The organism is Acinetobacter sp. 826659, from assembly GCF_000588515.1.
Lineage (GTDB): Bacteria > Pseudomonadota > Gammaproteobacteria > Pseudomonadales > Moraxellaceae > Acinetobacter > Acinetobacter pittii.
The window spans coordinates 64,359-77,264 of record NZ_JFYD01000007.1; the positions used below are offsets into that span (position 1 = coordinate 64,359).

General features: G+C 39.2%; 12 protein-coding genes and 1 riboswitch. Of the genes, 6 read left to right on the plus strand and 6 right to left on the minus strand.

The window, feature by feature from the left end; all coding sequences use genetic code 11:
* Positions 1-72: 72 nt before the first annotated feature.
* Positions 73-1,515, minus strand: a complete 1,443-nt coding sequence (locus J663_RS14810; RefSeq protein ID WP_033850688.1) for a protein adenylyltransferase SelO — start codon at positions 1,513-1,515, stop codon at positions 73-75.
* Between the two features lie 99 nt (positions 1,516-1,614).
* On the minus strand, positions 1,615-2,787 hold the full coding sequence (locus J663_RS14815; RefSeq protein ID WP_017385625.1) for an acyl-CoA desaturase: 1,173 nt from the start codon (positions 2,785-2,787) through the stop codon (positions 1,615-1,617).
* Between the two features lie 208 nt (positions 2,788-2,995).
* Here J663_RS14815 and J663_RS14820 point away from each other — a divergent pair, with 208 nt between their 5' ends.
* Positions 2,996-3,529, plus strand: coding sequence for an META domain-containing protein (locus J663_RS14820; protein WP_032005540.1), 534 nt, complete (start codon positions 2,996-2,998; stop codon positions 3,527-3,529).
* A gap of 28 nt (positions 3,530-3,557) precedes the next feature.
* Here the strand turns inward: J663_RS14820 and J663_RS14825 are convergent, their stop codons facing one another.
* The 3 genes from J663_RS14825 to J663_RS14835 form a co-directional block, all read right to left on the minus strand.
* Positions 3,558-4,271: a glycerophosphodiester phosphodiesterase gene (locus J663_RS14825; RefSeq protein WP_033850689.1), complete on the minus strand. Its 714-nt coding sequence runs from the start codon at positions 4,269-4,271 to the stop codon at positions 3,558-3,560.
* Positions 4,272-4,345: 74 nt separating this feature from the next.
* Positions 4,346-4,924, minus strand: coding sequence for a cob(I)yrinic acid a,c-diamide adenosyltransferase (locus tag J663_RS14830; RefSeq protein ID WP_032056707.1), 579 nt, complete (start codon positions 4,922-4,924; stop codon positions 4,346-4,348).
* A 95-nt stretch (positions 4,925-5,019) separates the two neighbouring features.
* The gene (locus J663_RS14835) at positions 5,020-6,909 is read right to left on the minus strand and encodes a TonB-dependent receptor plug domain-containing protein (protein ID WP_033850691.1); all 1,890 of its coding nucleotides are present in this window, start codon (positions 6,907-6,909) and stop codon (positions 5,020-5,022) included.
* 35 nt (positions 6,910-6,944) lie between these two features.
* Positions 6,945-7,151: riboswitch (cobalamin riboswitch) on the minus strand.
* A gap of 126 nt (positions 7,152-7,277) precedes the next feature.
* Between J663_RS14835 and J663_RS14840 the strand changes: the two genes are divergently transcribed.
* The 4 genes from J663_RS14840 to J663_RS14855 are packed head-to-tail and all read left to right on the plus strand — an operon-like array spanning position 7,278 to position 10,705.
* Positions 7,278-7,946 (plus strand): phosphoribosylanthranilate isomerase, encoded by a 669-nt coding sequence (locus J663_RS14840; RefSeq protein WP_032005535.1) that lies wholly within the window; start codon positions 7,278-7,280, stop codon positions 7,944-7,946.
* Positions 7,921-9,150 carry a tryptophan synthase subunit beta gene (gene trpB, locus J663_RS14845; protein ID WP_002116129.1) on the plus strand — a complete coding sequence of 410 codons (1,230 nt, stop codon included), beginning with the start codon at positions 7,921-7,923 and terminating at the stop codon, positions 9,148-9,150. Before J663_RS14840 ends, trpB begins: the two co-directional genes overlap by 26 nt.
* Before the next feature lie 9 nt (positions 9,151-9,159).
* Positions 9,160-9,672, plus strand: coding sequence for a DUF1543 domain-containing protein (locus tag J663_RS14850; protein ID WP_033850693.1), 513 nt, complete (start codon positions 9,160-9,162; stop codon positions 9,670-9,672).
* Positions 9,673-9,709: 37 nt separating this feature from the next.
* The gene (locus tag J663_RS14855; protein WP_033850694.1) at positions 9,710-10,705 is read left to right on the plus strand and encodes a DUF2804 domain-containing protein; all 996 of its coding nucleotides are present in this window, start codon (positions 9,710-9,712) and stop codon (positions 10,703-10,705) included.
* 8 nt (positions 10,706-10,713) lie between these two features.
* Here J663_RS14855 and J663_RS14860 read toward each other — a convergent pair whose 3' ends face one another.
* The gene (locus J663_RS14860; protein ID WP_033850823.1) at positions 10,714-11,589 is read right to left on the minus strand and encodes a metal-dependent hydrolase; all 876 of its coding nucleotides are present in this window, start codon (positions 11,587-11,589) and stop codon (positions 10,714-10,716) included.
* Positions 11,590-11,710: 121 nt separating this feature from the next.
* Between J663_RS14860 and J663_RS14865 the strand changes: the two genes are divergently transcribed.
* Positions 11,711-12,760 (plus strand): AraC family transcriptional regulator, encoded by a 1,050-nt coding sequence (locus tag J663_RS14865; RefSeq protein WP_033850696.1) that lies wholly within the window; start codon positions 11,711-11,713, stop codon positions 12,758-12,760.
* The last annotated feature ends 146 nt before the right edge of the window (positions 12,761-12,906 follow it).

The following is a 12,906-nucleotide window of genomic DNA, read 5'->3' on the forward strand; positions in this document are numbered from 1 at the left end:
TATTATTTTTTATACTCAATGAACTCTCTTAAGTGTCTCAAATTAACTTAAGAGAGTTTTAGTTTTTTAATATTAAGATGAACAGCTCACTGCTACATCTGGAACATCACTTGGTAATGGCCCTAAATCTTGTGGTTGCTCAAGCTCTGGTTGTCTTGTGTATGGATGATTAAGTAGCTTAAATAAACGATCTACTTCGCTAAAATCATCTCTTTCCGCTGCTTCAATAGCACGCTGAGCCATGTGATTCCGTAAAATATAAATCGGATTTGCTTTTTGCATATTTGCATCAAGTTCATCAGTATCTTGATGTTCACGAATACTTTGATATTGGCTAAGAAACTCATCAAACTGTCGAATATCAAGGCAATCATCTCGTAGAGTTTTATATTCTTTATTTTGAAGACGAATAAAACTTTGAGTGTAATCGAGTTGTTCAGTTTGTAAGATTCTTAAAAACGCAAAACTACAATCAAGGCTGTCTTTGTGGAAATGGGGAAGTCCCATTTTTTGACATAAACCTTGTCCATAGTGTTCTAAAAAGATTGGTTCAAATTGTTCTAAGCAACGTGCTAACTCTTCTTTAAACTTATCTTTTTGTTCAGGTTCAGCGAGAGGAATTAAGTTGTTTAGCCACGTCCATAAGTTCCAATGGCCTATACTTGGTTGATTTTGGTAAGTATAACGACCTTGATAATCGGAATGGTTGTTGATCCAGTTCGGGCGAAAACGCTCCATAAAGCCATATGGACCAAAATCGAGTGTTGAACCTGTAATATTTAAGTTATCGGTATTCATAACGCCATGAGCAAACCCAACCAATTGCCATTTCGCAATCATAATTGCAGTACATTCAACTACCTTTTTTGCAAAGGATAAAATTGGATTTTCAGTTTCTAAGCATTCTGGATAATGCCATTCAATACATTTTTGAGTGAATTCTGACAGCAATTCAGGCGCATATTGATTAATCCATTCGAAGTGTCCTAAACGAATATGACATTCAGATGTTCTAAGTAGCATTGCGCCTAACTCTAGTTTTTCACGCTGTACACCTTGAGTCGAGGTTGTAAAACCGACTGCATGACTAGATGCGACGCCTAAAGCATTTAAAGCATGTCCTGCTAAATATTCACGGACCACAGAACGTAATACTGCTCGCCCATCTCCCATTCTTGAATAAGGCGTAGGACCTGCACCTTTGAGATGAAGGTCGATGGTTTGGCCCTTTGTATTCAGTATTTGTGCAATTAGTAAACCACGTCCATCGCCGAGTTGTCCTGCCCATTGTCCGAATTGGTGGCCAGCATAGACCATCGCAAGAGACGGAAATTCAGGGAATGTACGCTGTCCACTACAGATCTCAACCCATGCATTTTTATCGTCTTCTGACCATTGCAGTTCATCAGCCAAAGCATTGTTAAAATGTCCTGCTTTTGCACCACGTAAAGGTGATGGTTGCTGAACATGAAATAATTTAGACGGAAGTGAAGGGTAGAGCGGATTAAACTGCATAGGCTTAGCAAAATAGAGAGAGCAGATTTCACTATAACACAGTTAAAAAGCAGGCATAAAAATAGCTCCCGAAAGAGCTATTTTAGATCAGAATTTATTTTAGTCTGACACCACGTTGGTATTCTTTTTAACACTACGCATCAGTGTTTCTAAGCATTCGCGGTGATGACTTAAACGGTGTTCAAGCAATTGAAAATCAACTTTAAGCTTATGATCCATTCTATGAATCTTTTCAGCCATTGCTGCTTTTTTCGCTTGTAACTCTTGTTCTTTAAGTTTTGCCCAATCATTTAAGGTGTGTGTAAATGCTTCGTACTCTTGTGCAATACGTTGTTTCATTTGAGTAATGTCTGCATTTACATCATGACCATAAATAGCTAGGTCTTGTTCAGCGTATTTAAATTTCATCGCCAGTTCTGCTTTTTTAATATTAAAGCTTGGAATACGACGTAAATTTTTAGCTAAACCAATTTTAGAACATGACCAGATCAACCATTTTGTTGGGTCATATTGCCACCATTTCACACCATTACGATAGTCGTATTGGAAGATATGGTGATAGTTGTGGTAACCCTCGCCCCAAGTGGCAATAGCTAACCAGAAATTATCACGTGCTGAGTTTTCGTCTGTATAAGGACGTTTACCAAACATGTGGCAAAGCGAGTTAATAAAGAATGTAACTTGATGGCTAATGATTAAACGTAAGAGACCACCTAGGAGGACTACACCCCATAGATCACCTGTTGCCCAACCAATTAAACCTAAAATACCAACATGAACTGCGACTACAAGTAGTGCGTAATATTTATGCTGGAACATGACCAATTTATCATTGAGTAGGTCTGGTGCATTTTTAAAGTCTGGCTCAGATGGTGAATGATCGCGGATCATCCAACCCATATGGGCATACCAAAAACCACGCTCAATTGAATACGGATCTTCATCAACATCATCAACATGTCGATGGTGAGTACGGTGACCAGATGCCCAGAACAAAATACTATTTTGTACGGCAAATGTTCCACCGATCATTAAAAGAATTTTAAGCGGTAACGACGCTTCATAAGCTCGGTGAGCCCAAAGGCGATGGTAACCAGCAGTAATCCCCATACTACTTAGAGCTAAAAGAAAAAATAAGCTTACCCATGCGCTTACACTAAAATCATAAAAATACGCATAAATCGGGATTATGATTGCGGCAAGAATTGGTAAACCAATTAAGGTAATGCTAGCGGTCCAGTTAATTGGGGCTTTGAGTGGGGCGGAAGTCATATCCGGCAGCGCTCCTAGAATCCTTGTGAAACAAGGTACAAAGACAAAACGACATAGCAAAACCAATCATCAAGATATATTGCTATTCTATCCTTCATATTAGCACGTGCTTAGTGAGAATCACTAGCATTATTGTACAGATGTATTGAAAGAACCGTAACAGAATTAAACTATGTCAAAGAGTTTTTCAAGCAGGAGAAGTTGTTTAATGAACGTACAACGATTGAAAAAAAAGAACAGCATTGATATTTCAAGAAAATTATCATTGAAGTGTGTCTTGGCCACAATCAGTCTTGTATTAGCCGCATGTCAAAGTGCACCCGAACAAACTACGAAAAAAGTTCAAACAAAAAGAACAGTTCATCAGACTCAAGCACCTGTTGTAAAAAAGAGAGTGAGTCCAGATGGTATTCAAGATATTGATTGGCAGATCACTCAGATCAGTGGTCATAAGGCAAAATTCTTTAACCAATGGCCAACTCTTTCACTGAACTCAGCAGTCAAAACAGTATCCGGACATACTGGCTGTAATGCTGTTTTTGGCCGTTACACCTTTAATTTCAGCCAGCAAAAACTTGATATGCAAGTAAATGCAGGTCATTCAAGCTGTGATGGTGCTTTGGCTCAAGAGGCAGAGCTGGTAGATGCTTTGCAACGTATTCAACGCTTTCAACTCGTAGGTAATACGCTATATCTACTTGACCAGAGTGGTCAGCGCCTCATTCAGGCACAAAAGAAATAAAAGGTGGTTTTTACCACCTTTTTTATATTTATAGGGCTTGTAACATCGTAGTTGGAATATCTGTAATTAAGCCCTGAATTTCTAAATCACGCAGCCTTTTTGCTCTTTCTACATCATTGACTGTCCATACACTAATGTTCAAACCAGCTTGATGTGATAGTTGGATCATTTCATCTATTGCCAGCTGATCGTACCAACCAATATGACCGCACCCATATTGATGCGCGAGTTCAATTGCTGTTGCCCCAATAGGAAGTTCAACTAACAATCCACGTTTAAATTGAGAGTTGATATCGCGTAAGGCTGTTAAAATTTGAAGATCAAAACTTGTGATGGTGACGACTTTCTCAAAACCATGTAATTCCGTCTCGAGTTTTTGAACGAGCTTTTCGGCCAATGCCATATCTCTTACAGCTTTAACTTCAACTTCAATATGATCGAAATTATCAAGTAAGTTTAAAACAGTTGTAAGTGTAGGCGTTGGTTCAGGAGTCGGCCAATTGGGCCAGCTTTGACGATGATCAAATGACAACGCTTGAGCTAAAGTAGATTGTTCTACAACTTGATCGACTCCAGCTGTACGCAAAAAATTGTCATCATGAATAACAACTAACTCTTGGTCTTGAAGCTGACGAATATCGAATTCGACACCACGAATACCTAAATTTTTTATGTGCTGAAACCCACCAAGTGTATTTTCAGGAGCTTCTCGGCGTGCACCACGATGACCAATAATGCGCATGATTTTCTTCTATGAAATATTTTGACTATGGTCTCTTTAAAAAGAGCAGAGACCATGTTTAATCTAATCTATTTTTAAATAATCTCATTAATATTTTTTTGCCAAAGTACTTCTTGGCCACCTTCAGCACGCTGTAAAGCGCGTGATGCGACAAATAACCAGTCAGATAGACGGTTTAAAAGTTGGAGTGCTGTAGCTTGAATATTTTGATCACGAGTCTGTACTGACATGAGCGATCGTTCTGCACGGCGGCAAACGGCACGGGCTTGATGAGCATAACTACAAGATAAGGAGCCAGACGGTAGGATAAACTCTTTAAGCATCGGTAAGTCTTCATTCATACGGTCAATTTCTTTTTCAAGAAATTCAATACAAACCGGCTGGAGTAGATTGTAATTTGGAATACAAACCTCTCCACCTAAATCAAAAAGCCAATGTTGAATCAGACTTAAGCTTTTATCCCAATCAGCCTTATCATTTACTTGGCTATCTGTGATTTGAGCACGAAGTACCCCAATAATGGCGTTGAGTTCATCAACATCACCAAGTGCTGTAATTCGTAAATCATCCTTGGCAACACGAGAACCATCGCCTAAACCTGTTGTACCTGAGTCGCCTGTGCGTGTATAGATTTTGCTTAAACGGTGTCCCATGATGGATATCCTGAACATAAAAAAGGGATAATGTCGGTCAGAACATTACCCCGAAACTGGAGTTAAGAAAATATTTTTATAGTTGGCGTGAGAAATTAATAACGGAAAGTTACGCCTGCTGATGCGAGACGGCCGCCGTTGATATACCAGTATTCTGGAGAGAATGAAGATTGGGCATTGTATACTGTCTTATTACGGACATCACCGATGTTCTGAATATTGGTAAATAGTTTTATGTTTGGGTTGAGATTCCAAAAAGCGTTTAAATCAACAGTTGCGTAACCCGGCACTTTAACTGAGTTTATTGTATTGTCCGCATTAGCTTTTGAACGTGCGATTAATGATGCATTTACACCATAGACTCCATCATCATAACCTATTGTGAATGTTATAGTTTGATGAGGGCGGTAAGCAACATCATAACTCTGACCTGTTAAGTTATCCGTAGCGCGGCTTTTAATATATGAATATTCAATATTTGAGAAATATTCATTCAGCTTCCATTTGAGTCCTGTTTCTCCACCTGTTATACGTGCTTTATTTAAATTTACGTAAGTACTCTTATCCTCTATCTTGCCAAAGCTAATAAGATTTTTGATATCTGTGTAATATGCAGACATATAAACAGAAAGTCCATAAGCTAATTTTTGATCAATACCAACTTCATATGCCGTACTTTCTTCAGGTTTTAAATTAGGATTGCCTTGAAAATTGAGTTGATAATAATAGCCATATAACTGTTCAAGGGTTGGGGCTTTAAATGCTGTTCCCATATTTGCATAAATACTTGTAAGAGGTGCTATTTGATAACGTGCTGCAACCTGACCAACTGTATGAGTGCCGAACCAATCGTTATCTTCTACTCGAACCCCAGCTTGAGTATGAATACCATCACTATTGTATTGATGTTGGATGTAATATCCGGTGGTATCTAACTTTTCTTTATTGCCAATGAATGAAGCTGAGCTGTATTCGCTACGATTAGTATCTACCCCAGCAAGTAAATTTTGAGTAGTAGTAAAATTCCACTTAGCATTGATATCCCCTTCATTCGCCTTAGCATTGTAATGGGAATCAGGATCTCCTAAATAAGTCTGGTTATTTTTAGTATTTGAATATCGAGCATTTAAAGCAAGGTTTGGATTAATATTGTAACTTGCTAACCAATTGATGAGCTGATTTTCAAATTCTTTTTGTGAAGTGTTGTGGTAGTAATCACTAGTATAGTTATTTGTTCCTTTATTTTGACTGAGGGCTAAACTTGTTTTGAATACCTCATTATCATATCCAATTTTTGTACTATATCCTTTTTGATCATAAGGTGCTTTTTCCTTATCATCCTGAATATCTAAAATAGAGGTTCCATCAGTTTCTAGTTTCTGTCCACGTATTTGAGCATAGAAACCTTGTGGTGAAACAATATCAGCACCTACAATAGCTTTATAAGTATTATCTTCTCCGTATATACCTGTAATAAAGGCATTATTTTTTTTAGGGGTATTACTGATTAGTTGAATAGCACCACTAATCGCATCACTACCATATTGTACAGAAGCAGGTCCTTTCAAAATCTCAATTTGGTCTACATCTGTCAGATCCATGAATTCTGGTGTAATAGGACCTAATCCATTCTGGCTATTGATACGTGCACCATCTTTAAGCAATAAAGTATGTCCAGTTCGACCACCGCGTAAAGATAAGTCTGCAAGCTGGCCAACTCCCCCTGATTGTTTTACATAAATAGATGCATCTTTTTGTAATACATCAGATAAATTTAAAGCAGGATTTTTTTCAATTTCTTCTTTAGAAATCACTGAAATCCGCGCCGGAACCTCACTCGCTTTTTCAGCACTTTTTGAAGCAGTCACTACAATTGGATCAAGCTGAGTTACATTCGTTGTATCTTCAGCAAAAATAACAGGTGAAAACCCCATCGCAATAGCGATAGCCCCTACCAGACGAGTAGGTTGAAAAGACTTAGACATAACATGCTCCATACATTCACCCCACGTGAATGATCGGGTAGATAGATGAAACAAGTAGGTCTCCGGACTTCAGCGCCATATTTAATTTATGGACATATTCACCTTCCCACATCACTGCAGTGGTGTAAGTCGAGAACGACTTAAAAATATGCTTTACATTGTTACCGTTGCGGGGGCAGTGCCGGACTTTCACCAGCTTCCCTAAAGCATGAATTGCTTACACTTGCTTCCAATTTTACGCAGTATAAAGTGGCGATTTACTTCATACAATGTCATTTGGAGCAATTCCCAGAGAACTTTTACGCAAGGGACAAAAATTGCATTACAATGGCGCTTATTTTAAGAAATGGTTGTAGTTTAGGCAGATCATGAGCCCATCAAACCAAAAACGTACACGAGCAAAAATCTGTGGAATTACTCGTATTCAAGATGTTCAGGCAGTTGTTGCTGCTGGAGCAGATGCGATTGGTTTTGTTTTTTTTCCGCCAAGTCCAAGACATGTAACAGTTGAACAGGCCCAAGAATTAGCAAAAGTAATTCCACCTTATGTACAAATGGTAGGTTTGTTTGTAAATGCGAGTGCTACTGAAATTCAGGATGTACTTGATTGTGTTCCCCTAGATGTATTACAACTACATGGCGATGAAACTCCAGAACAATGTCAGGAAATTGCTCGCCATTGTAAACGTCGCTGGTATAAAGCGATTCAGGTTAAACCTGATCTGGATGTAGTTGCTGAAATTCAAAAATATCAGGCAGCTGGTGCCAGTGCTGTATTGCTCGATGCATGGCATCCTGAGCTCAAAGGGGGCACAGGACATCAGTTTGACTGGTCTAAATTCCCAAAACTTGATATTCCATTAATCTTGGCAGGCGGTTTAACCCCTGACAATGTCATTGACGCTATTCATACTACCGGTGCTTTTGCAGTAGATGTGAGCGGAGGCGTAGAGTCCGCAAAAGGTATAAAAGACCAACAACTCATTGAACGATTTATGCAAGGAGTCCAACGTGGATCAGCAAAACAATGTGATTGACTATACACAGTACCCAGATGCTGCAGGGCATTTCGGTATCCATGGCGGACGTTTTGTGTCAGAAACTCTAATGGCGGCATTAGAAGATTTAGAAAATCTCTATTCCCGTATGAAAAATGATGAACAGTTTTTGGCAGAATTCGACCGTGACCTCGCCTACTATGTAGGTCGTCCTAGTCCACTTTATTATGCTGAGCGATGGTCAAAAGAGTTAGGTGGTGCGCAAATTTACCTTAAACGTGAAGACTTGAACCATACAGGCTCACACAAGGTAAACAATACGATTGGTCAGGCGTTATTGGCAAAGCTTTCTGGTAAAAAACGTATTATTGCCGAAACTGGTGCTGGGCAGCATGGTGTAGCAACAGCAACAATTGCAGCACGTTTAGGTCTTGAATGTGTTGTTTATATGGGTGCCGAAGACGTTAAGCGTCAAGCGATGAACGTTTATCGTATGCGTTTGCTGGGTGCTACAGTTGTTCCTGTACAAAGTGGTTCTAAAACGCTGAAAGACGCCATGAACGAAGCGATGCGTGATTGGGTAACTAATGTTGATACGACGTACTATGTAATTGGTACAGTTGCAGGCCCACATCCATACCCTCAATTGGTTCGTGACTTCCAGTCGATCATTGGCCGTGAAGCACGCAAACAGATCTTGGAGCAAGCAGGTCGCTTACCAGATGCATTAGTTGCCTGTGTAGGTGGTGGTTCAAATGCAATGGGCTTGTTCTATCCATTCTTAAACGATGCCAACGTGAAAATGTATGGTGTTGAAGCAGCTGGTTTTGGTATTGAAACTGGTAAACACTCTGCGCCGTTAAATGCGGGTCATGTTGGTGTATTACATGGTAACCGTACTTACTTGATGAGTGATGAACAAGGCCAGATTATTGAGACACATAGTATCTCGGCGGGCCTTGATTATCCGGGTGTTGGCCCTGAACATAGCTTCTTGAAAGATATGAAGCGTGTAGAGTACGTGCCGATTAATGATACAGAAGCTCTACAAGGTTTCCGCGACTTAACTAAAATTGAAGGGATTATTCCTGCGCTTGAAAGCTCGCATGCGATGGCTTATGTCTCTAAGCTTGCACCGACGATGTCTAAAGATCAGATTATTATTGCGACTGTTTCAGGTCGTGGTGATAAAGATTTAATGACAGTTGCACGTATTGATGGCGTAGAAATGGTCGAGATGTAAGAGGATATAATGCCAAGTTTGTTTATGGTGATGTTAGGCGGGCGTCATGCACGCGCTAATACAGAAGTTCATGATGTAGTCATGGCTGTAGGAGATACTTTGGAAGAAGTTTATCCTCAACTTAAACAGGCTTGGTTTGGTGAGGCTCAAGGATTGCATATTGATGCTTGGGCCAAGCTCTCTGGTGTTAGCTCTCAAGGGCAAAATTATCAAATTCACTTTACAGATGCTGCTCCACAACCAGATGATTTAAAATTATATTTAATTAATCTAGGTGGATATAATGCAAGTGAATTCGGTGAACTTCACCGTTATGAGTTTGTGGTTGCACCGAATGCGATAGCTGCCAAACAATTAGGTAAACAATTTATAGATCGGCAGTGGCAAAAAGCACATACAGATCGAGTCATTGATATTGATGACTGCTTAGCAATAGATTGTGTAGCAGGGCGCTATATTCATTTAATAAAAGGCGATTTTGCTGAAACAATTTGGGAAAATACGTATTTGACCGTGGTATAGGTCATTTGAAATCTAATATTCATATGGAAGTGGGTAAATGGATTTAATTCAAGAAAATGGACAGCCTCGCTACGGGCGTTTTGAATCTGTACCGTCAACCATTCACGTACAACATTATATTTATAAAACCCCTTATGGTAAGGTCTTAAAGGGCTGGCGTAAGCAACTAAAATATAAAAAATTTAAATTCTGCGGTATTCAACATAAACATTATAGTATTGGTCTGGCAATTGCAGATATCGGCTGGGGCGGGCATGGCTTTTTCTATATTTATGACCATGAAACAGGGCAGGTCATCGAGTGGAATGCAATTCAGCCTTTGGGGCATAAAACCTATCTTGATGAACAGCCGTTGTTCAATCAAAGCTATTTTTCTAAATCGCCTTATCAGTTTGATATCCAGCATGCCAATGGTGTGCGATACATCCGAGTGACCAAATATGGTGAGATTCAACTTAGCGCTCGAATTTTTTGTGCTGGAACCGATATATTAAGTTTGTGTACACCAACTGGCATCAATGGTTGGACTTATACCCAAAAGCAGACCACATTGGCTGTAGAGGGAATGTTTATTAATAAGCAAAACCAAGTCGTGCAATTTGATGAAAAGACATTTGCATCCTTAGATGATACCTGCGGTTTTTTGCGACCTGAAACAGCTTGGTTTTGGCTTTCATGTAATTTTTGGGATGAGCAGGGGCGTCGTATAGGGCTAAATCTGGCTTCTGGTGTTAATGAAAGCTTTGGTAATGAAAATTGCTTATGGATTAACGGCGTTTTATTTCCACTGACTGATGTTTTATTTGAAAAAGTAAATGATGAATTTTGGCAAATTAGCTCTTTAGATCAAAAACTTAATCTACACGTCCATATTGGTTGGTGCCGATACGAAAATATTAATTTAAGAATGATTGGAAGCCAGTTCAACCAGTGGCAAGCTAAAATTAGCGGCACGATTGAGCATGAGGCAACCGATATAATCAATTGCAATGAGCAATACGGTTTACTAGAACAACATTATGCAAAATGGTAACAAGCAGGTTATAAACCTGCTTGCCAAAACGCTTCACCAGCTGCAATCGGATCATTTGTCTTTTCGAGTGTTTCAATCCAAACAGGATATTGACGAATGACTGGATGCTGACTTGGATGAAAGTCTTTTTTAAACCAATCTAAATATTGGTTTTTCATAGCGGTTAATGTGCCATTTTTGCCAAAGAACCAAGGTAAACCTTTAAGATTCATCAAGAGTCTTTCTCTTGGACTAAAGCCATCACATTTCAACATGATATTCGTGCGGTAAAGTGTAAAGCCAAACATCAGTACTGTCGTAAGAACCAAGACAAAACGACGAGTCGACTCAGGAACTTCACCCACCTGTTTCATAACATCAAAAGCAACATCGCGGTGCTCCATCTCTTCAATGGCATGCCAAGCAAACAGTGCCCGGACATAGGGGTGAGCATTTTCCAAAGTTTTTTTATTGCTATAAAAAGTTTCCGCCATTAACGCTGTTAAATGTTCAGCTGCTGCCGTCATCGCAATATTGTATTGTGGTGAGCGTTTGGTGAGTTCAAAACGAAAAATTTTTTTAAGTGTGGCTGTGAACTGGTCAACAGGCATACCTTGCTCTTTCATGAGCTGATTCATTTTGTCATGTGCAATACCGTGTTGAGCTTCTTGTTTAATAAAGTCTGCAACCCGTTTTTGTAGTTCGGGATCATCAATTTTGTCTCGGAACATACGGACACATTCAATAAAATAACGCTCTCCATCTGGAAAGGTTAAGCTGAGCGCATCAAACATACGAGTCAAAAAAGGATCATTATTAAACCAAAAGCGAGGCGCTTCGTTTAAATGAAAATCCAGATCTTTACGAACCACTGGCTCGACCTGATAAGAAACATGTGCGTTCATATTTTTATTTCTCGCATCTAACATGTTCATTAGTATGTCGCTAATAGTCGGCTTTGTTTTGACAGTTATTGCCAATTTTTATACAGTTTGCGACAAGATGGCATTAAAAAAAGGATGAGCCATGCAGGATTTTACGATTTCAAATGGCTACTTTTATCTTTGGAATACTTATCTAAAAGAAAAAGGAATCGATTGGCAGGTATTAAACCTTACAGATGTTCAGGCCCGTCAAGTTCAAAATATTTTAGCTTCATCTATTGATGCTCAATCTTCTTTAAACTTTTTTCTTGAACTTTTAGAGCTGACAGAGTCTCGTCTACAAGTTTCTAATTTAGCTCTAGAAATGGCAACTTGTATTACACCTGCCAATTTTGGTGTACTGGGATATATGGCTTCTCGGAGTGGGAGCTTTGCAGAGGTTCTTGAATATGTCATGAAATTTCATCGTCTCGTGATTGACGGTGAGCAAGTCGTGCCTATGCAAGTTGAACAAGATGCTTCTAATATCCGTTTGTATTGGCCGCTAGTTGATGCCAGTAATATCATACTTTGTGAGCTGACTTTAGCTGCTATGGTGCAGCTTGCTAAACAAATTGCTCCTTTCCATGATTTTCTCTTGCAGCATGTTGAGTTTGTGCACCGCTCACGTGGTCCATTGGTACATTATCAGCGTTTCTTTCAATGTAAATTATCATTTGAGCAACCTTACTATGCATTAACTTTTGCAAGTGAGGGATTGAATGTTCGTCCTCGACATGCGGACCCCAGCTTAATGCAACTTTTAGTGAAACAAGCAGAAGAGGCATTAGCTCAGCGGAAAATACATACAGATTTAGCTCAGCAAATACATTGGATTGTTCATGAATATTTTAAACACAAGCAACAAGCCCCTAAAATAGAGGATATTGCCATCGAGTTGAATATTTCAGTACGAAGCTTGCAGCGTCAATTACACTCATTAAATACTTCATTTAAATTAATTTTAGATACTGAACGCATGAAACGCTGTGAAATATTACTTCACCAAAATGAAAGCCTCACCACAATTGCTGAACAGTTGGGATATTCGGATCAGTCGGCACTTGCACGGGCTCATAAAAATTTGACAGGACAAACTTTACTCATGCGGAAAAAGGAATTACAACTCGCCAATAAAAATATTGAGAAATAAGTTTTGCGTGATTATTTTTTGATCTGATGGCGATCTAATAATGGCTCGAAAATAGGAAGCTTTGATCATTGAGAAAAGTTTCAAAATATTGATAAATGTACACCATGGGTTGTATGAATCATACAATCGAATATCGCCATAACGTT